The 21,081-nt window shown below is 47.3% G+C and carries 23 protein-coding genes; 7 read left to right on the top strand and 16 right to left on the bottom strand.

Going from position 1 to position 21,081, the window contains the following annotated elements; genetic code table 11:
* Positions 1–5: 5 nt before the first annotated feature.
* Together LG272_RS02340 and LG272_RS02335 are read right to left on the bottom strand one after the other, a co-directional pair.
* Positions 6–2,570 (bottom strand): EAL domain-containing protein, encoded by a 2,565-nt coding sequence (locus tag LG272_RS02340; RefSeq protein WP_404409388.1) that lies wholly within the window; start codon positions 2,568–2,570, stop codon positions 6–8.
* Positions 2,571–2,622: 52 nt separating this feature from the next.
* Complete coding sequence (locus LG272_RS02335; protein WP_404409386.1) at positions 2,623–3,084, bottom strand: methyltransferase family protein; 462 nt, start codon at positions 3,082–3,084, stop codon at positions 2,623–2,625.
* Positions 3,085–3,131: 47 nt separating this feature from the next.
* On the opposite strand from LG272_RS02335, the gene LG272_RS02330 reads away from it, so the two are divergent.
* Entirely contained in the window at positions 3,132–3,698 is a 567-nt protein-coding gene (locus tag LG272_RS02330; protein ID WP_404409384.1) for a gamma-glutamylcyclotransferase, read from the top strand.
* Here LG272_RS02330 and LG272_RS02325 read toward each other — a convergent pair.
* From LG272_RS02325 to LG272_RS02295, 7 genes are all read right to left on the bottom strand, one after another.
* Positions 3,695–4,171: a hotdog fold domain-containing protein gene (locus LG272_RS02325; protein ID WP_404409382.1), complete on the bottom strand. Its 477-nt coding sequence runs from the start codon at positions 4,169–4,171 to the stop codon at positions 3,695–3,697. The genes LG272_RS02330 and LG272_RS02325 overlap by 4 nt on opposite strands.
* Positions 4,172–4,174: 3 nt before the next feature.
* A complete protein-coding gene (locus LG272_RS02320) occupies positions 4,175–5,287 on the bottom strand; it encodes an ABC transporter permease (protein ID WP_404409380.1) in 1,113 nt (370 codons plus the stop codon).
* 1 nt (position 5,288) lies between these two features.
* Complete coding sequence (gene rbbA / locus LG272_RS02315; protein WP_404409378.1) at positions 5,289–8,015, bottom strand: ribosome-associated ATPase/putative transporter RbbA; 2,727 nt, start codon at positions 8,013–8,015, stop codon at positions 5,289–5,291.
* The gene (locus LG272_RS02310) at positions 8,015–9,082 is read right to left on the bottom strand and encodes an HlyD family secretion protein (protein ID WP_404409376.1); all 1,068 of its coding nucleotides are present in this window, start codon (positions 9,080–9,082) and stop codon (positions 8,015–8,017) included. The genes rbbA and LG272_RS02310 overlap by 1 nt, the downstream gene beginning before the upstream one ends.
* 62 nt (positions 9,083–9,144) lie before the next feature.
* A complete protein-coding gene (locus LG272_RS02305; RefSeq protein WP_126759877.1) occupies positions 9,145–10,083 on the bottom strand; it encodes a phospholipase A in 939 nt (312 codons plus the stop codon).
* Positions 10,070–11,104: a saccharopine dehydrogenase family protein gene (locus tag LG272_RS02300; RefSeq protein ID WP_404409373.1), complete on the bottom strand. Its 1,035-nt coding sequence runs from the start codon at positions 11,102–11,104 to the stop codon at positions 10,070–10,072. Before LG272_RS02300 ends, LG272_RS02305 begins: the two co-directional genes overlap by 14 nt.
* 1 nt (position 11,105) lies before the next feature.
* Complete coding sequence (locus LG272_RS02295; protein ID WP_126759875.1) at positions 11,106–11,564, bottom strand: YccF domain-containing protein; 459 nt, start codon at positions 11,562–11,564, stop codon at positions 11,106–11,108.
* A 130-nt stretch (positions 11,565–11,694) separates the two neighbouring features.
* Here LG272_RS02295 and LG272_RS02290 point away from each other — a divergent pair, with 130 nt between their 5' ends.
* A complete protein-coding gene (locus tag LG272_RS02290) occupies positions 11,695–12,099 on the top strand; it encodes a BON domain-containing protein (RefSeq protein WP_404409371.1) in 405 nt (134 codons plus the stop codon).
* Between the two features lie 133 nt (positions 12,100–12,232).
* A complete protein-coding gene (yghU, locus tag LG272_RS02285; protein WP_404409369.1) occupies positions 12,233–13,099 on the top strand; it encodes a glutathione-dependent disulfide-bond oxidoreductase in 867 nt (288 codons plus the stop codon).
* 47 nt (positions 13,100–13,146) lie between these two features.
* On the opposite strand, the gene LG272_RS02280 is transcribed toward yghU, so the two are convergent.
* A complete protein-coding gene (locus LG272_RS02280) occupies positions 13,147–13,392 on the bottom strand; it encodes a GlsB/YeaQ/YmgE family stress response membrane protein (protein ID WP_404409367.1) in 246 nt (81 codons plus the stop codon).
* A gap of 135 nt (positions 13,393–13,527) precedes the next feature.
* Between LG272_RS02280 and LG272_RS02275 the strand changes: the two genes are divergently transcribed.
* Both LG272_RS02275 and LG272_RS02270 read left to right on the top strand, forming a co-directional pair.
* Positions 13,528–13,890, top strand: a complete 363-nt coding sequence (locus LG272_RS02275; protein ID WP_126759872.1) for a PadR family transcriptional regulator — start codon at positions 13,528–13,530, stop codon at positions 13,888–13,890.
* Complete coding sequence (locus LG272_RS02270) at positions 13,871–15,229, top strand: permease prefix domain 1-containing protein (RefSeq protein ID WP_404409364.1); 1,359 nt, start codon at positions 13,871–13,873, stop codon at positions 15,227–15,229. Before LG272_RS02275 ends, LG272_RS02270 begins: the two co-directional genes overlap by 20 nt.
* Positions 15,230–15,237: 8 nt before the next feature.
* On the opposite strand, the gene LG272_RS02265 is transcribed toward LG272_RS02270, so the two are convergent.
* Together LG272_RS02265 and LG272_RS02260 are read right to left on the bottom strand one after the other, a co-directional pair.
* Positions 15,238–16,152, bottom strand: coding sequence for a cation diffusion facilitator family transporter (locus LG272_RS02265; RefSeq protein WP_404409362.1), 915 nt, complete (start codon positions 16,150–16,152; stop codon positions 15,238–15,240).
* Positions 16,153–16,162: 10 nt separating this feature from the next.
* Positions 16,163–16,411 carry a hypothetical protein gene (locus LG272_RS02260; RefSeq protein WP_126759870.1) on the bottom strand — a complete coding sequence of 83 codons (249 nt, stop codon included), beginning with the start codon at positions 16,409–16,411 and terminating at the stop codon, positions 16,163–16,165.
* 148 nt (positions 16,412–16,559) lie between these two features.
* On the opposite strand from LG272_RS02260, the gene LG272_RS02255 reads away from it, so the two are divergent.
* Both LG272_RS02255 and LG272_RS02250 read left to right on the top strand, forming a co-directional pair.
* Positions 16,560–16,742 (top strand): type II toxin-antitoxin system ParD family antitoxin, encoded by a 183-nt coding sequence (locus tag LG272_RS02255; protein ID WP_404409360.1) that lies wholly within the window; start codon positions 16,560–16,562, stop codon positions 16,740–16,742.
* A gap of 34 nt (positions 16,743–16,776) precedes the next feature.
* Positions 16,777–16,938, top strand: a complete 162-nt coding sequence (locus tag LG272_RS02250) for a CcdB family protein (RefSeq protein ID WP_404409358.1) — start codon at positions 16,777–16,779, stop codon at positions 16,936–16,938.
* Here the strand turns inward: LG272_RS02250 and LG272_RS02245 are convergent.
* The 4 genes from LG272_RS02245 to LG272_RS02230 all read right to left on the bottom strand — a co-directional run bounded on the left by LG272_RS02245 (position 16,895) and on the right by LG272_RS02230 (position 21,074).
* Positions 16,895–17,116, bottom strand: coding sequence for a hypothetical protein (locus LG272_RS02245; protein ID WP_126759869.1), 222 nt, complete (start codon positions 17,114–17,116; stop codon positions 16,895–16,897). The genes LG272_RS02250 and LG272_RS02245 overlap by 44 nt on opposite strands.
* Before the next feature lie 202 nt (positions 17,117–17,318).
* Complete coding sequence (glmS, locus tag LG272_RS02240; protein ID WP_404409356.1) at positions 17,319–19,151, bottom strand: glutamine--fructose-6-phosphate transaminase (isomerizing); 1,833 nt, start codon at positions 19,149–19,151, stop codon at positions 17,319–17,321.
* Positions 19,152–19,156: 5 nt separating this feature from the next.
* Entirely contained in the window at positions 19,157–20,521 is a 1,365-nt protein-coding gene (gene glmU, locus LG272_RS02235) for a bifunctional UDP-N-acetylglucosamine diphosphorylase/glucosamine-1-phosphate N-acetyltransferase GlmU (protein ID WP_404409354.1), read from the bottom strand.
* A 136-nt stretch (positions 20,522–20,657) separates the two neighbouring features.
* Positions 20,658–21,074, bottom strand: coding sequence for a F0F1 ATP synthase subunit epsilon (locus LG272_RS02230; protein WP_126759866.1), 417 nt, complete (start codon positions 21,072–21,074; stop codon positions 20,658–20,660).
* Between the last annotated feature and the right edge of the window lie 7 nt (positions 21,075–21,081).

The following is a 21,081-nucleotide window of genomic DNA, read 5'->3' as shown; positions in this document are numbered from 1 at the left end:
GACGGTTATTCAATAGTAACCGTGGAGCTCGCCATTAATCGTTGTTGCCACTCAATTATGGGCGCCGGCTTGCCAAACAAATAACCTTGGAATTTTTTACAACCGAGCACCTTCAAGTGCTCGAGTTGCTTCACGGTTTCGACGCCCTCGGCAATCACTGAGAAATTCAGGTTTTCTGCCAAGCCAATAATGGTTTTGGTAATCACTTCGTCATTTGCATCACTGAGCATATCGCGTACAAATGACTGATCGATTTTTAACTGATACAACGGTAATTTCTTCAAGTACGCTAACGACGCATAACCCGTTCCGAAGTCATCCAATGAAAAGCGAACACCAAGATCGCCGAGTTTGCACATCCGCTTCACTGTGGCATCAATATTGTCGATTAGCATTCCTTCCGTTATTTCAAGTTCTAGTAGCCCTTCTGGAAGATGCGCTTCACGTAAACAGTGTTCAACTTGAGCCACAAAACCGCCGTGACGGAATTGGCGCGGACTAATGTTTACGGCTAACGGAATATGCTTAAGTGCATCGATCTGTTGCCAATCACGTAACGTACGACAGGCCTGCTCAATCACCCAGGTTCCGATAGGAATAATTAAACCGCTTGCCTCGGCAATCGGAATAAACTCAGCAGGACAAATCGTACCTAAATCAGGATCTGTCCAGCGTAACAGCAATTCGCCCGCAATCACTTCACCGTGCTCGTTCACCTGTGGTTGCAAATAAACTTCCAACTCTTGATGCTGAACCGCGCGGCGCAGTGCAGATTCAATCAACATTCGCCGACTAATGGTTTCTTGCATGGTGGGGTTAAAGAAACGAATGGACCCGCCGCCCTGCGCTTTGGCTTCTGAAATTGCGAGATCCGCACTTTTCAATAACCCAGCAACATTGTCAGGGTTATCAGAAAACATGGTGATACCAATACTCGCCGTGGTTGAATGCTTAATATCACCAAGTTCGTATGGCTGTGCCAGAGAGTCAAGAACCTCCCGAGCCCAATTGCGCACCGCCATGACGGCCTGATCCGGATCTTGACTTATATCTTCTAAAATCACCAAAAAATCATCGGAACCTAAACGTGCTGCTGTATCCGTTTCATCAATACGCGCCCGTATACGCTGTGCAACTTCTTGGAGAAGCTTATCGCCTGCAACATGGCCAAAGGTTTCATTAATGATGGTGAAGTGAGTAAGATCAATCGCAACCAATGCGCCTTCGTAGCCTGTACGTTGTGCACTCGTCACTGCATGCTCGAGGTTTTGTAATAGCAATTTCCGGTTCGCGAGGCCGGTGATGCTGTCATAATACTCAAGCTGATTGAGTGATTCTTTAATATGAATATGTTCGGTGATATCGGTGGAAATACCGCATAAGGCATAAATTTTCCCTTGTGCATCCTGCAATGGTATTTTCACAGATAAAAAATGACGAATGTCACCGTTTTTGGTTACATTATCTTCCTCATCCGACACACGAAGCCCTTCTTCAATTACACGAAGGTCGTTTTCACGCAAATGCGCAGAAGTTTCCGCATCAAAGAACATCGCATCGGTTTGGCCAATGATTTGTTTCGGTGTCGTTCCTAAATAATCACAAACTTTCTTATTTGCATATTGGTAGCGCAGTTCGCGATCTTTGATGAAGATATAAGCTTCAACCGAATCGAGAATGGTATTGAGCTTGAGCTCGCTATGTACTAGCTCTAACGTGCGTTGTTTTATCCGTTTACGCAAGAGCAACGAAACGCCAACAACCAGGAGCAAAGCACTGATAAGACCAATAACAAGAGCCCACGGAAACGGTTCAGCATCGCCAATATTCGCCCGCCATTTTTTCAACGTAACATACAATGGCGATTGCGGATCTTGTTGCCACGCCTGCAAGTAAACGTCAATCGTGTTGAGAATAGGCTGCATTTCAGGTTGTGATGCCACAACAAACAGACGGGCTGGCTGAAACATCACTGGCGTCGGCTCTAAGCCTAAATCACGTGCTTTAATATCGCCATATAGGTGATTCGCTGCTACCGCTTCGGCGCGATTACTTAGAACAGCCTGAAAGCCCTCATCAAACGAAGATACGGGAATTAAGGTGACATCAAGTCCGAAATTTTGGGTGATATCCGACAAATAGCTTTCTTGAATGGAGTTCTCGAGCACAGCTATTCGCACCTTGTCTAAATCTAACAAGGTAGTGACTTTCAATGTGCGCTTGCCATAAAGCTGTGACCAAGAGTGCAAGAAAGGCGTTTCATGAAACAACAAGGTTTCGTCGCGCTCAGTATTCAAGGCAACATCAGGCATTAAATCGATATCGCCGCGTTGCAAGAACTGTAGACACTCATTCCAAGTACAGGGTACGGCTTCAATCCGCCAACCCTCTTGGCTCGCTATCTGCAGGATTAAATCACCAAAGATTCCGGAAACTTGCCCGTTGTTGAGCAATAGTTTTGGAGGGTTTTCATACACTCCAACACGCAATGTCAATGGCTGTGCAACCGCCGTCTGTGCAACTGCGAGGCTAGCAATAATCGCAAGACAAAATCCCCAAAAATTTCGCAAGCAATTAACCTTATTTTATGAATTAAGTTAAAGGTATAGCAGTGATTTTTAATTAAAACCAGCGCCGAACCTGTTTTCGATAGGCGATAAAATCATCGCCGAATTTTTCCTCAAGAATGCGCTCTTCTGGAATAATTTGAAACTGGTTTATGTATAAAATATAGATGATTAACCAAAATATTGCTGGCAAATTCGCTAGCCACACGCCCCAACCAGCAAGTGCCAATAGAAAACCCAAATACATTGGATTACGTGTAAATCGATAAATGCCATTGATCACCAAACTGCTAGCGGCATCTGGATTCATCGGGTTAGCGGTGGTTTTCGCTTGGCGAAACGCAATCACACCTGCTACGGCGATAAATGCGCCAGCTGTGACAAGAGCAAATGCAAGCGCTTTAGCATCGGTAAAATGCCACGGGTCCATCGGCAATAAGCGAGACGTCAGTGCCATCAGCCCCGCAATCACAAGCACGACAACCACGGGTGGTATTTTTAATTCTAATGAGCGCATGTTAGCACTCCTTATTCGCTGTCAAATTTGATAAAATTCGCATTGTTATGTCGCACAATACCATTGCACTGAATCAACAACGTCAGCCACTAGACCACCTTGAGTCGGTCTGGTTATTTGGCTATGGCTCACTGATTTATAAAGCGGATTTCCCATACATACAACGCCGCCCTGCAAAAATTCATGGCTGGTTACGGCGCTTTTGGCAAGGTTCTCATGATCATCGTGGCACACCTGAGGCACCGGGCCGCGTTGCGACATTAATTGAAACGCCAGACGCAGTATGCGCCGGTATGGCCTATGAAGTCACGCCCGATGTGTTCGCCCACCTTGATCATCGGGAAAAAAATGGTTACTTGCGCATTTTCACCGAGTTCGAGTGGTTGGACGGCTCAGGTTCGGTCAGCGGCTTAGTCTATGTAGCCGGCCCAGATAACGAAGCCTTTTTAGGTAAGGCCACTGAAACAGAAATTGCGGCGCATATTGCTCGTTCACACGGCCCCAGCGGGCCAAACGATGAGTATTTATTGAAGTTAGCAGATGCCCTGCGCGAGCTTGGCGAACACGATGAGCATGTATTCGCCATTGAAGCGGCTTTAAAGGAACAGTCTTAAGCTTTTTTCTTGACCGGTTTTTCTGACACGTAAATCGTAATAATACCGTCAATTACCATGGTACCGTCTGTTCGAAAACCCTGTACCGATACCGGCAAATCACCAACTTGCCAAGCAGCCGGATCGCTTGTGGCAACAATCCGAATATCGCTATCGGCTTTGGCGGTGTAATTCACCTGCATGCCTTTCGGAATCCAACGCAACTGTTTCGGAATAGTCGCTTCGGCGAGTGCTCCCATCGCCATCTCTAAACCATTACACAGCGCAATAGCGTGCACTGTACCAATATGATTCTCTACTGCCTTACGCTTCTTAAACGTCAGTACGCAGTGATTCGGCTCTAACGCCTCAATAGTTGGTTTAATGGTTTTGAAATAGGGTGCTTTTGCGGCAAACATACGCGAAAAAAGCGCGCGCCCAAAAGGATACTTCAAGGTTTTATGGTAAAGCTTCAATAAGTAATTATCAGTCATGGGTTAAGCCATACTCGCAAGAGTTTTTCGGAAGCGCTTCAGCGCGATAACAAATAATGCTAATCCTATCACAACCAAGGTTAATAACTGCGGCCAAATGATGCTGATGCCGGCACTGCGAAACAATATGGCTTGGCTCATTTCAATAAAGTGCGTGGTGGGTGCAGCGCTCATTATCCAACGAATAATATCCGGCATGCTTTCGCGTGGTGTCATGCCGCCAGAGAGAATTTCCATCGGTAAAATCACCAAAATCAAAAGCAATCCAAACTGCGGCATCGAGCGGGCGAAACTGGCTAAGAATATTCCCAATGAGGTTGTCGCAAACAAGTGAATGGCCATGCCGACCATGAACAATCCCAAGGAACCAGTAATTGGAATATGGAGCGCGCTTTGCACAACAATAATTAAGCTCAACGTTGCGGCAATCAATACAATGAGCGCCATCGACCAAACTTTTGCAGCCATGATTTCAAATGGTGTGATCGGCATCACCAAAAGATGTTCAACCGTGCCATGCTCACGCTCTCGCAATAATGCTGCGCCAGTTAAAATTATCGACAGCATGGTAATGTGCGAAATAACTTCATTAATGGCAGAAAACCACGATGGATTGAGTAGTGGGTTAAACCGAGCGCGTAAACTCAACTGCACCGGAATGTTGATATCAGCTTGGGTAAAAGTCATGAGTTCTTGCTGAATAATCGCGTGTATATAGCCGTTGCCGGTAAACGCTTGGCTCATACGCGTGGCATCAACAATGACTTGGATAGCCGGCAGATTACCCGCCAGCACATCGCGTTGCATACCGCTCGGAATATGCACAATAAAGGTGAAACGACCTTCATCCATTAACCGATCAGCACGCTGACTATCAATGGGTTCAGGCGGCAAGAAATAGGGTTCTCGAAAGGCTTGAATCAGCTGCTGCGATAACTGCGATTGGTCATCATCAATGACCGCAATGGGCGTTTTATGCAACGTTTCTGGCATTGCTGATGCTGCCGTGTAAACCGACACCGTAAACGCCATTACAATGATGAGCAGCAAAATAGGATCGCGCCAGATAGCCCGAAGTTCTTTTATGCCAAGATACGCAATGTTTTTAACTTGCATATTAGCGCTCCTGCTTTCGCAACAGCATGACACCAATGCTCATTAGCACAGGAATCGTCAGCACCAATGGCCATAATGCCGGCCATAAATCATTCAGTTGTAGCGCTTTTGAAAATACCCCTCGAGTGACAATGATATGGTATGTCGTTGGAAAGATTTCTCCCATTACACGCGCGCCACCTTCTAACGATGGGACTGGGGTTATCAGCCCTGAAAACTGAGCAGCCGGTATAATCGTCGCTAGTGTTGTGCCGAACAGTGCCGCTATTTGACTGCGTACAAACGCTGACATGATAAGCCCGAAAGCTGTGGCAATAATCACATAACAAAGTGTGGCGAAGGTGAGTGCCAGCCCGCTTCCGGTAACTGGTACGTTAAACAGATACACCGCTAGTAACATCAAAATGGCAAAATTAGCCATGCCTAATACAACATAGGGCACCTGTTTCCCCATTAAAAACTCAAGCTTGGTCGTTGGCGTCACATAGAAGTTCAATATTGAACCAAGTTCCTTTTCGCGTACTACAGCAAGCGATGTCAAGATGGCGGGGAACATGAGCAATAATAATGGAATGACCGCAGGCATCATTGCCGGCAAACTTTTTACATCGGGGTTATACCGAAATCGTGATTCAATTTTTGCAATACCCCAACCATTCGTTAACCCCTGCGCTCGCGCTTGCTGCTGTATCCAATGATTGTGAATGCCTTGTACGTAGCCTTGTACTGACTCGCCGCGCATTGGTAATGAACCGTCAATCCAAGCACCAATTTCTACGGCTTGCCCCCGATGAAGATCGCGCGCAAATCCGCTGGGAATTTCAATCACAAGATTCAGCTCACCGGTACGCATGCGCTGATCGAGTTCGTCGTAACTACTCACCGGTGCATGCTCATCGAAATAGCGGCTACCAGACAAACTCCCAATATAATCGCGACTCAGTGATGTTTTATCGCGATCTAATGCGGCGAAGGATAGATTCTCAATATCCATGTTCATGCCATAGCCGAGCACCACCATCAATATCACGCTACCTAGCGAGGCCATCACCAACCGAATCGGATCACGCATTAGCTCAATGCTTTCGCGGCGCAAATGACTCCACCAACGTCGCCAGCTAAATATGGTGGATTGTTTACTCACTGCATGGCGGCTAAACAGTTGTTGCTGAGATCTATCGCTCGGTGGCGCACTTTTCTGAATGGCTTGTTGTAAATAGGCGACAAAAGCATCATCGAGGGAGTCCGCTTGTTGTTTGGCGATAATGGTTTGCGGTGTATCGGTCACTAAAACTTCGCCTGCATGCATAAGCGAAATTCGATCACAGCGCTCCGCCTCATTCATAAAGTGCGTTGAGATAAAAATGGTGACCTGCTGCTCGCGCGCCAGCTTCATCATAATGCGCCAGAATTTATCGCGAGCCACTGGGTCTACACCTGACGTGGGCTCATCTAGAATCAATAGCTCAGGCTGGTGGATCATCGCAACTGCAAGACTCAAGCGTTGCCTATCACCAAGCGGTAAATCGCTCGGGAGGCTATCGACCATGTCCGTCAGCTCAAACTCGGCGGCCATGGCTTCAATGCGGTCGTCAATTTTTCTTTTGGGTAAACCAAACAGACGCGCATGAAGCGCTAAGTTTTGTCGTACTGTGAGTTCACTAAATAATGAAAATTGTTGGGTCATGTAACCCACGCGCTTGCGCACAGCCAGTGAACTTTTATCGGCTGGCGCACCAAATAACCATGCTTCGCCTTCACTGGCTTGGAGCAATCCGGTCAACATTTTCATGGTGGTGGTTTTACCGCAGCCATTTGAACCCAAAAATCCAAATATTTCGCCCTGATGCACCTGTAAGTTCACATCTTTCACTGCAGTAAAATCACCAAAGCGCATAGTTAAATGGCGCGCTTCTATCGCCAACTCTTGGGCGTCACGAGTTTGCCGCGGTATCACTTGAAACGGCTGATAATCTTGCTCATGAGGTAGCAAGCGCACAAATGCTTGCTCGAGGGTAATTGATTGCGTTTGCGCCAATAAATCCGCTGGCGTTGCTTGGCTCAATATACGGCCATTGTACATCGCTACGAGCCAATCAAATGAAGCCGCTTCTTCCATGTAAGCCGTTGCAACTAGAATACTCAGCTGTGGTTGCAAGGCTCGAATGGCACCAATTAGCTGCCAAAATTGTCGGCGAGATAGTGGATCGATGCCTGTTGTCGGCTCATCTAAAATCAAGCAATCCGGATCATGAATGAGTGCGCAGCATAATCCCAATTTTTGCTTCATGCCACCCGAGAGTTTTCCCGCAGGACGCTGTTGAAACGGAGCCAAACCAGTGGCTTCGAGTAATTGCAAAATTCGTTGATGCTTTGCTGTACCTTGAAGACCAAACAAGCCGGCAAAGAAGTCGATGTTTTCATACACGCTCAAAGTGGGATAAAGGTTTTTCCCCAAACCCTGAGGCATATAAGCAACGCGTTGATATAAGCGAGCACGACCGCGATGTGAGCGTAAGGATTCGCCAAGTACCTCAATTGTGCCATGTTGGAGTTGTCTCGCTCCGGCTAATAAAGATAGAAGTGTGGATTTGCCCACTCCATCAGGGCCTATAATACCGACAGTTACAGCGGGTGGAATAGCCAGGTTGATATCGGCAAGCGCAAGTTTATCGCCATAATGATGGTTGACATCACGGACGCTTATCACTGGCGCCGGCGCAGACATTAGTCGTTACCGGCAAGCTGTAAATGCTCAGGCCATGGTTGTTCGGTGTCAATCCGCACATAAGCCATACCTGGCAGCCCTGTCTTTACTTGCTCAATATAGCGCTCAAGTAAATCTTGAGAAATTTGAGCACGCACACGAAACATGAGCTTTTCGCGCTCTAACGAGGTTTCAACGGTTTTCGGCGTGAACTGAGCCTCGTCTGAAATAAATGAAATTTTGGCAGGGATAACATAATGAGGTGCCGCATCAAGCACAATGCGTGCTTCGCTACCTAATGCAAGTTTACCGACAACGGCGGTTGGTAAAAAAAAGGTCATGTAGACGTCTTTGAGATCCATCATATTCAAAATACGTCCACCCGCACCAACAACTTCACCCTGACGGGCCACAATAAACTGAACACGTCCATCGCGGGGCGCTAGCAGTTCACTGTCACTCAACTCAACCTGTAAACGCTCAATCGTAGCCTGCGCGGCTTCCACAGTAGACTCTGCACCAGATACGTTGGTTTCGGCTGCAGCAATAGCCGCATCGGCTGCAGCTATTTGTGCCTTTGTCGCGGCAATAGCGGCTTCGGCACCAATAAGCGCCGCTTTAGCATTATCCAGATCTTGTTGCGACATAGAGCCTTGCGCCGCTAACTGCTCTGTTCGTGCAAACCGTGTTTTAGCCAATTCCAATTCTGCGCGACGTTGCACTAACACCGCTTCGGCAGCCGTTTTCTCAGAGCGTCGTAATGCCACTTGGCTTTGTGCGGCAATCACTGCACTTTGGGCTTGACGATACTGTGCTTGCGCTTGGTGCAGTTGTGCTTGCAAAGCCCCCGTATCGAGTGTTGCTAGACGATCGCCTTTCTGAACAAATTGGCCTTCGCGGACATCAATACTGACAATTCGGCCTGGTGTCTTGGCGGCTATATTGATTTCAACGGCCTCTATACGACCATTTCCACTGGCAATGTGACTCGGCTGCTCTGTTGTTAAATCAGTAAAATAGACCCATGCCAGCCAACCGGCAATAATCACGACGATGATTCGTAATACCCATTTTGTTGCCGGCTTCATGCTTGCTCCGTTGCCTATTAAACCTACGCTTCATGAACCTGTATTTGCCTTGAATAATGATTTTAGATGTTCAATAGCAAGAATCCAAAGCCAATTCGGTTCTGACGATGATTATAGTCAAGTAATGTTTCACCGTAGCCAGAAAAGAACTGAATATAGAAGCGAAGCCCATCAGGCTTGCTCGAATTCACTGGATGGGTGAAATCAAGTTGCCATGACCCTTTGTCCCACGAAAGCTCTCGGGTCGTTCGCGTCAAACTATAAGTACTCAGTGAACTGCGCCATGAGAAACGATTTTCAAAGTTACCTCGGTAGCGCACCAAATCTGGATTATCATCGTCTTCGCCAGTTTCATTAATCCGTTGCTTCCAAGTGGTTTCCCAAATCACCGGCCCCCACTCAGCAGCACCGCCGAAATAAATATAGTTCCAGCTGCGCGAATCGGGTTCCCGTTGACCGTTTGATTCATGAGCTAAACCGGCTTTTGCAAAACGCACTCGAGCATCACCTGGCAGGAAATCCCAGTTATCCTGCCAAGGTAATATGTAAAATACTTCAGGCCTGTAATTGGTACTGCGAAACGGTGAGGAATCTTCTGAGTTCCACGCTTGCCATAGTGATGTTTGCGAGTAGGCGACCCACAAGTCACCGTCTAATAATACATCTTCAAGCAACTTGGTACGCAGTGACAACTGCAGCTTCACCTCGTTCGGTTTGTGACTTTCTAATGGCGTTCCAGCACCGCGCGAAGGCGAGCTCGGTTGAGTGTTGATATCGGAACTGTGGTGAACTGGGAGAATGAAATTTGGTTGAAATGTACGAAGTTCAAATATACCGCGCTTCTGATCTTCACCAAGCTCCCAAAAGCGGCCAATCAGGTCAATTTTCTTGAACTCTTCGGCATTAATATCGAGTTCTTTTTCGGCTTCTGCCACATCTTGTCCGTAAGCCAAAGGCATCATCACAAGTAACGCCAGAATACTCCCTTTACGCATCCACATAATACTTCTCCACCAACTCAGAACCGCACAATAAAGACGGTGTGTAATAACCACCTTGAGGTTGATGGTTCAATATAAATTGCGCCACGTCTACGCCGCCGTGACTCGTCAGTTTATAACCGTTCATGACTTTTATACGTAATGTCTCGACTTCACCTTTATCATTTCGCGCCTCACCCCATACATAGGTAATCGCTTGTTCAAGTTGCTTCTCGCTTGGCCCTGGTGGTTGCTGATCAATTTTCTTCGCAAGAAAATTTTTCATCCATTCAAAACGCAGCAGCCAACGGAACCAATTCAAACGTTTTAGTTTTTTGACAAGCTTTGGTGAAGCCGGAATATAAACCTCAATGTTTGGAATACCGCTGGTGTAGTAGGCGGTCGAAACATCGCCCCAAGGAATCGTCATGGCGAACTTCTCACCATTGCCAAAATCAATATGGCGCGTGTGATAAGCCAATGGCACACTGATGATTTTGCCATCTTGGCGAACCGCACCGCCGTCACCTAAACGGCGAACACTGGTTTTTGCCGTGCCGCGGCTCATCCGCGATGCAGAATCGAAACCTAATGTCAGAGATGTCGCATCCGCTAGCTTTTGTTTGAGTTTTGCCGCCACGCAATCGGTAGGAATAACGTCAAAACCCACGCCCGGACATAACACCACACCTGCATCCACCGCACGTTGATGTTGCGCGTGCGCATACTCAAATACACTTAACTCGCCGGTGATATCGGTGTAATGCGTTTTGGTGGCGAGGCAAGCTTCAATCATTGGTGCTGCGGTTATTTCAAATGGGCCCGCACAATGCACTACCACATCAATTTCTGCCAAGGCCTGTTGCAGTGCTTGATTATCGGTTAAATCAACAACCACCGACGGCAACTCGAGCTCACCGGCAAGACGATGAATGGCCTCGCCATTGCGTCCCGCAAGGACCGGGGTTAGCCCGAGTGATTTGGCATGTTTTGCCATCAATGTGCCGGTGTAACCATTGGCACCATAAATCATCCATTTCATATTATTTCTCTCGCATTTTTGAGACGGCGCTGTTGGCATTATGCATACGCGCGGCAGCAGCAACTTCTTTGCTGACAATGGTTTTACCTACTGGTGATAATGCGACGCCAGCCAGTTTTAAGTGCTGAATACCGAATGGAATGCCGATGATGGTGATAAATAGGGCGATCGCTGAAACGAGGTGCCCCAGCGCGAGCCACCAACCGAGGAAAATGAACCATAATACGTTACCCAAACAGCCAAGGCTGCCGGTACCCAGATCACCTCGTTGCGTTAACTCTTCGCGATCAATCGCTTCTTGTCCAAACGGAAAGAACGAAAACATGCCAATCACAAAACAAGAGCGTCCCCAAGGAATGCCAACAATGGTAATAAATGCAATTAAGCCTGCTAACCACCAGCCGAGCCCCATAATGGCGCCGCCTAAGATGAACCACAGAATATTTCCTAATGTACGCATAGTGTTTGTCCCTGTTCGCGCAAAATGTAGCAGATGCTTCCAGTGTAAATCGCAAAAGGTTTGTAAACCACCTCGAATTTTTTTCTTGCTTTACTATGTTTAGATGTAACTTCAAAACAGGAGGTTCATTATGAAAACTTTGCAGGCATTGATTTTGGCATCTTTGGCAGCGTTGGTATTGTCCGCTTGTTCGCAACAAGAGGAAAACGATACTCGTGAAAAAGCACAATCGTCATTAGAGCAAGCCACTGAAGCTACCCAACAGGCGGCGAGTGACGCAGCCGATTATACCCGCGAAACTGCTGAGCGCACTGGGGACTTTTTAAGTGACAGTGCCATTACGGCGCGTGTAAAAACGGCGTTATTTGAAGCCGACCAAGTGAGTGCCGGCAACATAAACGTCGAAACCATCAACGGCCACGTGGTGCTCAGTGGGGTCGTCGCGACATCTGAAGAGGCGGAACTTGCCGCGCAACTGGCGCAGGGCGTGGAAGGTGTGAAATCAGTAGAAAATGATATTGAAGTGCAAGAATAAACGTAATCTGTGATACATAAAACGGCGCCTAATGGCGCCGTTTTGCTATGCCTTATGCCAAAGTCGAATAATCCAAACCCTGCTGGTATGCGTTACACTCATTGTAGAAAAATTTTGAATCAAGGAGCAGCGCATGTCGAATACTTATACACCGCCAAAAGTTTGGCAGTGGGATCAAGAAAGTGGCGGTAAGTTTGCCTCAATTAATCGCCCAATTGCTGGCGCAACGCATGATAAAGAGTTGCCTGTAGGTAAACATCCATTACAACTTTATTCGTTAGCCACACCCAATGGCGTGAAAGTAACGGTGATGTTAGAAGAACTACTCGAACTGGGTATCACCGACGCTGAATACGATGCGCATTTGATACAAATTCTTGAAGGGGACCAATTCGGCAGCGGTTTTGTTGCGGTCAATCCGAATTCAAAAATTCCTGCGTTGCTCGATGTGAGCACCCAGCCACCGACGCGCGTATTCGAATCGGGTTCTATTTTGCTGTATTTGGCTGAAAAATTTAATGCGTTCATACCCCAGGATCCGGCTAAACGAACCGAAACATTAAATTGGTTATTTTGGCAAATGGGGAGTGCCCCGCTGTTGGGTGGTGGATTCGGTCATTTTTATGCTTACGCACCCGAAAAGTACGAGTATCCGATTAACCGCTACACCATGGAAGTTAAACGCCAACTGGATGTATTAGACCGCCAACTCGCCAACAATAAGTACATTGCCGGTGACGAATACACCATTGCTGATATGGCAATTTGGCCGTGGTACGGTGCGCTAGTGACCAATCAAGTCTATGACGCTGCCGAGTTCATTGAAGCTCATAAGTACAAAAATGTACTGCGGTGGGCGGAATTAATTGCCAAACGCCCAGCTGTGCAACGCGGTCGCATCGTTAATAAAACTTGGGGAGATTTAAATAAACAGCTGCATGAACGTCATGATGCCAGTGACTTTAAATTAAAAACTCAGGATAAATTAGAGAAAAAATAATCAGAAAAGCCGCACAGCGATTGCCGTTGCGCGGCTATTTCATGTAGCTAGGCTTTCTTAAAAGCCCTGACAATAAAGAGCAGAACCACTGCACCGATAGTTGCAACAACGATACTCCAGATAATACCGTTACCGCTCGATACCCCTAAAAAGTTAAACAAAAAGCCACCTATCATCGCACCAATCACGCCGATAACCATATTGCCGATTAGGCCAAAACCGCCGCCTTTCACTAAAGTACCGGCTAACCATCCAGCAATGATACCGACCAATAAGAACCATAAAATGCCCATGATGATCTCCTTTTTCTTGTTTTAACAGGTTCTTAGTAAGCGTAGCAGGTGTTAGAAATAAATAAACTTGCATACCTAACAGTTCTAGGTATAAGATTTATACCTAGCAGCTCTATGTATAAGCGGATAAATTTTATGAACCTCTCAAAAGATCTGATGGCAGCCTCCTCTACACCAATCGTTTTAGGTGTTATTGCTGAAGGGGAGACTTATGGATACGAAATCGTCAAACGCGTTGAAGAGCTCTCGGGTGGCGCGCTGCAATGGACTGACGGCATGTTGTACCCGTTACTTCATCGGCTCGAAAAGCAAGGCTATTTAACCTCACGCTGGCTTGTTGGTGACTCCAATAGAAAGCGCAAGTACTACGCTATCACCGACGAGGGCATGGCGACCTTGAACGAGCAACGCCAGCAATGGCAAGTAATTAACAAGGCGCTCAACCAAATTTGGCGCGATATGACACGGAGCGATGACCATGATGTCCAATTCGTCTAATCAACCCTTTGAACTCGAGCAAAACATTGCACAGTGGCGCGAATTTGTACTTCGGCGTGCCGCGATTCTTGAAGAAGATGCTGACGAACTCGAAAGCCATTTGCGCGACCAAATTGACGCGCTATTAGCGCGTGGATTGCACGTCGATGAAGCGTTTCTCGTCGCCACGAAACGAATCGGTAATCTCGAAGCTGTCTCCAAAGAGTATGCCGAAGTACATGCAGGGCGTCTGTGGCGCAATATTGTTTGGGGCGGCGATAAACCGTCATGGAACACCGACTTTTATCTGGCGTTGCTGCTGGCATGCTGCGCGGCCGTGCTATTTCACCTGCCCAAACTGTTTGGATTCACGCCCGAAACCCACGAATGGGTGTTTGCGCGTAACTTTATGTTGTTTTGCTTGCCTATGCTCGGCGCTTACTACGTGGTGAAGCATCAACTTGGGCAACGGGGTTGGTACTGGTTAATCGGTGCTTCTCTAGGAATTGGCACGGTGATTAACCTAATGCCCTGGCAAGATCCATCAGCCACGCAGTCGTTAAGTCTGCTCCACCTGCCACTATTCCTCTGGTTTTTAGTTGGTATTCTCTACACCGGCAACTGGTGGCAAACCGATGGGCGACGCATGGACTTTATTCGCTACTCGGGTGAATACGCGATTTATTTTGTATTACTGGCACTTGGTGGCGCGGTTCTAACTGCATTAACCATTGGTATGTTCTCGTTTATCGGCATGAACATTGAGTGGTTCGCACAGCAATGGTTGATTCCCTCAGGTGTTATGGGCGCCGTGATTATTGTTGGCTGGTTGGTCGAAGCAAAACAAGGGGCTGTCGAGAATATGGCACCAGTATTGGCACGTATTTTCACGCCACTATTCACGTTGTTGCTACTGACATTCTTAGTGATTATGCTGGTGAGTGGACGTACGTTTGACGTCGAACGTGAACTTCTTATTGGCCTTGATGCCTTGCTGATTGTTGTGCTGGGCTTGGTTTTATATGCCGTGTCGTCGCGCGAATCTGGTAAAGCACCGAGTCTTTTCGACCGCCTGCAATGGCTATTGATTGTAGCGGCGTTATTGGTTGATTTGTTGGCATTAGCAGCCATTGCTAGCCGCATCGCCGACATGGGATTTACTGCCAACCGCACCGCAGCACTCGGCGAAAACTTCATATTATTGGTTAGTTTAAGCGGTTACGCATGGTTGTACTGGCAGTTTATTCGCGGCCAATGGTCATTTGCTTTACTTGAACAATGGCAAACTCGGTTGATTCCGGTGTACGCGATCTGGGCCGCAAGTGTCGTATTTATTTTCCCACTAATATTTGGGTTTTAAAGGCTAGGTTAGTGATCATGATGGTGGTCGTGGTGAGCGCTCTCATCACGACAAACTTCGCCGGGCAGTTCGAGTTCAATCGTGGTATGACTTAACTGATACGGTAGCAATGCTTTGTCTATCGCTTCCTTCAAATAGCGGCGTTGCTCACTTTCGATATCCTCATCAAGCACCAAATGGGCTGTTAGCACGTGATGCTCACCGTCAAGTGACCAAAAATGCAGGTGATGCACGTCTACCACATTCGGTAATTGCTTCAGGGTTGCTGTGACTGCTTCCACCGTGCCATTGTCCGGTGCCGCTTGGAAAAATAAGCGGGCAGTTTCATGTAAGTTGCGAATCACGTTAAATAATATGAACACCGTGAACGCAATCGACAACAGTGGATCGAGAATCGGCCAATCCACAAACAGTAACACAATGCCGACAATCAGCACCGCAACCCAACCCAACACGTCTTCTATTAAATGCCAATTGATGATGCGCTCGTTTAAACTTTTACCCTTCGATAATTTAAACGCAGCGAAACCATTTACCGCAATGCCGAGAACCGCTAAAGCAATCATGCCATTAGCCATGGGCATTTGCGGATCCCACAGCCGTGGAATTGCTTCCAGTAACACCCAAGTTGAGCCAACGATCAGCACGACAGCGTTAATAAAGGCACCCGCTAAACTCAAACGACGATACCCGTAAGTAAACTGACTATTCGCGCGCTTACGGCCTAACTTGTTGAGTATCCACGCCATGCCCAGCGATAGACTATCACCCAAGTCATGCACCGCATCGGCCAAAATCGCCGTACTGTTGGTCAGCACACCACCAATAAACTCAATAATGGTGAAGCAAAAGTTGAGCAGGAATGCCCAACCCAAGCGCTCCGATGCCATATCTTTGCTGTGATCGTGATGGTGATGGCCCATAAGTATTCCGTTAACGCTTCATCGTGAGTGTTTTTAGCATGTCATCACCGGTATCGGTGTTTAACGTAATCAGCGACCAAACCGCTGATAGAACCAGAATAACCGTGTGGGTAATCCAACTATCGAAATTAATATCAACCACAAAGCTAATAAGCCACGCGCCCAAATAGGTGAGGCCAATACTTGGCAAACAGAAAATGGCAAAAGCTACCGCAACAACCCCGGTAGCCAGTACAACGTTGAGTAATTTTTTTAACATGAATAAACTTTAAGTATTAAGGCTTTGAAGGTCAGAATACTATGTATCTGGGCTGCTGACTATCAGCCAAGGTATTGCTTTAATAACATTTTCGACTAAACCCCTTTTAGTACCAAATTTTAATATTTATTGGTATTTAGGGGGTGTTGTGGCGAAAAATACGAGTATCAGCTTAGGCGCTCACTTCGACCAGTTTTTCGATCAACTTATTGAAAGTGGTCGATATGCTTCAGTAAGTGAAGTTATTCGAGCGGGTTTACGTAAGCTTGAGGAAGAACATTTAGCGACAGCGTTAGGAAGTTTTGATGAGGCAATTTTGTGCTTACCATAACCCGAATCCGCTTACACGCCACAAGTATCCATAATTGTTGGATGTTCAAACTAACTTATTGAGTGACTTAAAAACAACGGTTGTCATTCCGCTCATGGCAACGGACGATACGACATCGATTCGCCTATCACGATTAAACCCAACATCCAAATTTACCCACTCACTGCCGCCGATGTTGAACCTAAATCTTTTTTAAATACCAGTACCACCAGATAAACTAGGGCAAACGGTGGAATAATTGAAAGTACTACACCGAGCAAACCGGCTAAAACTGGAGTCTGTGTTTTGCGACGACCAAGGTAATAACACAATACACCCATTATGAAGGCGAATAATGCGATGAACTCGCCGAGCAACGTCACATTAATATTCAATTGAACTCTCCCTGTGGTTTATAACCTTTGTATAGTGTGCACGCTCGTTTTGCTATAAGTGACAACAGGAGCATTGTTTAAAATATGTAATTGAAAGTAAGACATATTTATCAGCGATGCAAGGCAAGATGCTATTGCTGTGCAAAGTAGAGTATGGCACCAACAAAAAAGGCCCTTGCGGGCCTTTTCCAATCGAACAAATTTATTCCACCGTAACCGATTTCGCCAAGTTGCGCGGCTGATCCACGTCGGTGCCTTTGATGATGGCAACGAAGTAGGAGAGCAACTGAAGCGGAATGGTATAAACAATCGGTGCAATCAGTTCGTCACAGTGCGTGACGTTGATGACGCGCATGCTGTCATCACCCTTGAAGTGGGCGTCTTTGTCGGCAAACACATACATGATGCCGCCACGAGCACGCACTTCTTCAACATTTGATTTAAGTTTCTCAAGCAATTCATCGTTTGGTGCCACCACAATCACTGGCATATCTGCGTCAATGAGTGCCAGCGGGCCGTGCTTCAATTCACCGGCGGCATAAGCTTCAGCGTGAATATAAGAAATTTCTTTGAGCTTTAACGCACCTTCCATCGCAATTGGGTATTGCGTGCCACGGCCTAAGAACAAGCTATGGAACTTGTCCGCAAACTCAGGCGCCAAGGCTTCAATGGCATCACTCAGCAATAACGCTTCTTCGAGCTTCGCTGGCAACGTCTTCAGCGATTTCAACACAGCCTCTTGTTGTGAAGCTGGCATACCGCGGAACTGACCTATGGCCAAGGTTAACATCAACAAACCGACTAACTGGGTGGTGAATGCTTTGGTTGATGCCACACCTATTTCGGTTCCGGCACGCGTCATATAAGCTAAGTCGGATTCACGCACCATCGACGAGGTGCTGACGTTACAAATGGTGAGGCTGCCTTTATAGCCCAATTCTTTGCTTAAACGCAGTGCCGCTAAAGTGTCCGCCGTTTCACCAGACTGTGAAATAGTGACCAACAAGCTATTGGGATGCACGTGCGATTGGCGATAACGGAACTCTGAGGCAATTTCGACGTTACATGACACGCCCGCCATCGATTCGAGCCAATAGCGCGCAACCATGCCCGCATGATACGACGTACCACACGCCACAATTTGGACGTGCTCGATGTCTTTTAACAGCTCTAACGAACCGTTACCGAACACATCGTCTGCCACATGACCATCCACAATACGGCCCTCTAAGGCGTTACGCACGGCGCTTGGTTGCTCATGAATTTCTTTGAGCATGAAGTGGCGATATTCGCCTTTACCACCAGCGTCATAGTTACCGTCTGATTCGTGAATTTCGCGTTCAACACGTTCGCCGTTGGCGTCATAAACTTTCACTTCGGTGCGGTTAATGTCAGCCATGTCGCCTTCTTCGAGGTACATGAACTTACGCGTGACTGGTAACAATGCAAGTTGGTCAGAGGCGACGAAATTCTCGCCAATACCTAAACCGATCACCAACGGACTGCCAGAGCGAGCCACAATCAAGCGGCCTGGTTCGCGGCAATCCATAACCACCGTGCCATAAGCACCTTCTAATTGGCGCACTGCTGCTTGAACGGCTTCAAACAAGTCGTCGTGAGTTTTACGCTCATGATGCACTAAGTGACAAATCACCTCGGTGTCGGTATCTGACGCAAAGGTATAACCTAAGCCTTTTAACTGCTCACGTAGTTTATCGTGATTTTCGATAATACCGTTGTGCACCACGGCAATGCAGTCTTCTGAAATATGTGGGTGAGCGTTTGCTTCAGTAACGCCGCCATGGGTTGCCCAACGGGTATGTGCGATACCAGTTGTACCCGATAGTGGGTGCTCACCAACGGCATCTTTAAGCGCTTGAACTTTACCAGTTCGACGAACGCTCTCGATTACGCCTTGTTCGTTTAATACAGCCAAACCCGCAGAATCGTAACCGCGGTATTCAAGACGTTTTAAACCTTCAATGAGAATTTCGCTAATACGGCGCTCAGAAGTTGCGCCAACAATTCCACACATATCGCTTATCCTTTTTTCACTGGACGTTGCCAGCCACTAATATTCCGTTGTTTACCGCGCGCAACCGCTAGTTCTTCGTCTTCCACACTCTTGGTCACCGTTGAACCGGCTCCTACCGTTGCGTTTTTACCAACACGAACCGGAGCAACCAACGAGCTATTTGATCCGATAAATGCGCCATCATCAATCTCGGTCACAAATTTATTTACACCGTCGTAGTTACAGGTGATAGTGCCCGCGCCTATGTTCACGTCAGCACCAATTTGTGCATCACCAAGGTAGGTGAGGTGGCTCGCTTTTGAGCCTTTACCCATGCGCGTTTTCTTAATTTCAACAAAGTTACCAACTTGCACGCCTTCAGCTAAGTCAGCGCCTGGGCGTAAGCGAACAAATGGACCAACGGCGCAATTTTCAGCTAACACGGCATCTTCTATGACGCTGTTTGCTTTCACGCGTGAGCCAGACCCAATTTTACAATTGCGCAGTACACAGTTGCTTTCGATAACGACGCCTTCGCCAAGTTCCACTCGGCCTTCAAAAATAACATTCACGTCAACCACAACGTCGTTGGCAATGATCACCTCACCGCGCACATCAACACGAGCTGGATCCATTAACGTGGCGCCGTCTAACATCAATTGCTCGGCTTGACGCGCTTGGTACGCGCGCTCTAGCCCTGCCAATTGCACCCGATTGTTCGCACCTTCCACTTCGCTAATCGCCTGTGGCTGCGCCGTTGCGATGTTCACGCCTTCCGCGGCGGCCATGGCAACAATATCCGTCAGATAATATTCACCTTGAGCATTGTTATTCGACAATTTGCCTAACCAGCGTTTCAATGCCACCCCACTCACCGCCATCATGCCGGTGTTTACTTCGGTAATGTTTAACTGCTCGGCGCTGGCATCTTTTTGCTCAACAATGCCGACAACCGCATGATCCGCATCACGCACAATACGGCCATAACCGGTCGGATCAGGCAAAGTCACGGTGAGTAATGCTAAATCAGTATTCGCAGCTGCAGCTAACAAGGCTTGCAACGTTTCTGTACGAGTTAACGGCACATCACCGTATAAAATCAAAACCCTTTGATTATCTTGAATGTGCGGCACAACTTGCTGCACAGCATGGCCAGTACCAAGCTGCTCGGCTTGCTCGACAAAATTAAGCGTTTGTCCGGCAAGTTTTTCCATTAATACATCGCCACCGTGGCCATAAATGACATGCACGTGGTCTGGTTCTAGCGAACGCGCTGTATCAATCACATGTTGAACCATCGGTTTATGGGCAACTGGATGCAATACCTTCGGTAGCGCCGAACGCATGCGAGTGCCTTTACCCGCAGCAAGTACAACAACACTCAGAGACATGAATCCTTCCATTTCTGTATTCGAATAAAAGTGATGGGCTATTTTAAAGCCGTTTACAACAAATTAACAGGCGAAAAAAAGACCCGCAAACCGAGATTTACGGGTCTTTTCATTTTCTTAAAGCTTGGCGTGCTGATTATTTGCGTAGTTTGCGAATAACCTGCAACTGAGCCATCGCTCGAGCCAGTTCTGCCGCCGCTTCTGCGTAGCTTAAATCAGAACTTTGATCTGCAATTGCTTCTTCAGCATGTTTCATAGCTTCTAGAGCTTTTTGTTCATCAAGCTCTTCACCACGAATGGCCGTATCAGCAAGGACCGAGACGTTATGCGGCTGCACTTCAAGCACACCACCAGCAACGTAGATGATTTCTTCTTCGCCACCTTCTTTAACCACTCGCACCATACCTGGCTTGATTGTGGTTAAAAGCGGGGCGTGACCTGGGTGAATACCCAGCTCACCTTCGCTACCGGTCACTTGCAGGGTCTCAACGGCACCAGAGAACAAACGTTCTTCGGCGCTGACCACATCAAGCTGTACAGTTTTAGCTGCCATTTAAACC

It is taken from the genome of Pseudidiomarina marina, from assembly GCF_044807045.1.
In the GTDB taxonomy this organism is placed as follows: Bacteria; Pseudomonadota; Gammaproteobacteria; order Enterobacterales; family Alteromonadaceae; genus Pseudidiomarina; species Pseudidiomarina marina.
The sequence above is the reverse complement of the archived record's forward strand: the minus strand, read 5'-3'. Positions and strand labels throughout refer to the sequence as shown.

What these genes read in the sequence shown, in the direction of transcription:
- LG272_RS02330 (WP_404409384.1), top strand. Translation starts at nt 3,132, where the DNA reads ATGTCGCACAATACCATTGCACTGAATCAACAACGTCAGCCACTAGAC.
- LG272_RS02310 (WP_404409376.1), bottom strand. Translation starts at nt 9,082, where the DNA reads ATGAAGCCGGCAACAAAATGGGTATTACGAATCATCGTCGTGATTATT.
- LG272_RS02325 (WP_404409382.1), bottom strand. Translation starts at nt 4,171, where the DNA reads ATGACTGATAATTACTTATTGAAGCTTTACCATAAAACCTTGAAGTAT.
- LG272_RS02275 (WP_126759872.1), top strand. Translation starts at nt 13,528, where the DNA reads ATGAACCTCTCAAAAGATCTGATGGCAGCCTCCTCTACACCAATCGTT.
- LG272_RS02280 (WP_404409367.1), bottom strand. Translation starts at nt 13,392, where the DNA reads ATGGGCATTTTATGGTTCTTATTGGTCGGTATCATTGCTGGATGGTTA.
- glmS (WP_404409356.1), bottom strand. Translation starts at nt 19,151, where the DNA reads ATGTGTGGAATTGTTGGCGCAACTTCTGAGCGCCGTATTAGCGAAATT.
- LG272_RS02230 (WP_126759866.1), bottom strand. Translation starts at nt 21,074, where the DNA reads ATGGCAGCTAAAACTGTACAGCTTGATGTGGTCAGCGCCGAAGAACGT.
- yghU (WP_404409369.1), top strand. Translation starts at nt 12,233, where the DNA reads ATGTCGAATACTTATACACCGCCAAAAGTTTGGCAGTGGGATCAAGAA.
- LG272_RS02260 (WP_126759870.1), bottom strand. Translation starts at nt 16,411, where the DNA reads ATGTTAAAAAAATTACTCAACGTTGTACTGGCTACCGGGGTTGTTGCG.
- LG272_RS02270 (WP_404409364.1), top strand. Translation starts at nt 13,871, where the DNA reads ATGATGTCCAATTCGTCTAATCAACCCTTTGAACTCGAGCAAAACATT.
- rbbA (WP_404409378.1), bottom strand. Translation starts at nt 8,015, where the DNA reads ATGTCTGCGCCGGCGCCAGTGATAAGCGTCCGTGATGTCAACCATCAT.
- LG272_RS02295 (WP_126759875.1), bottom strand. Translation starts at nt 11,564, where the DNA reads ATGCGTACATTAGGAAATATTCTGTGGTTCATCTTAGGCGGCGCCATT.
- LG272_RS02300 (WP_404409373.1), bottom strand. Translation starts at nt 11,104, where the DNA reads ATGAAATGGATGATTTATGGTGCCAATGGTTACACCGGCACATTGATG.
- LG272_RS02290 (WP_404409371.1), top strand. Translation starts at nt 11,695, where the DNA reads ATGAAAACTTTGCAGGCATTGATTTTGGCATCTTTGGCAGCGTTGGTA.
- LG272_RS02335 (WP_404409386.1), bottom strand. Translation starts at nt 3,084, where the DNA reads ATGCGCTCATTAGAATTAAAAATACCACCCGTGGTTGTCGTGCTTGTG.
- LG272_RS02305 (WP_126759877.1), bottom strand. Translation starts at nt 10,083, where the DNA reads ATGTGGATGCGTAAAGGGAGTATTCTGGCGTTACTTGTGATGATGCCT.
- glmU (WP_404409354.1), bottom strand. Translation starts at nt 20,521, where the DNA reads ATGTCTCTGAGTGTTGTTGTACTTGCTGCGGGTAAAGGCACTCGCATG.
- LG272_RS02320 (WP_404409380.1), bottom strand. Translation starts at nt 5,287, where the DNA reads ATGCAAGTTAAAAACATTGCGTATCTTGGCATAAAAGAACTTCGGGCT.
- LG272_RS02265 (WP_404409362.1), bottom strand. Translation starts at nt 16,152, where the DNA reads ATGGGCCATCACCATCACGATCACAGCAAAGATATGGCATCGGAGCGC.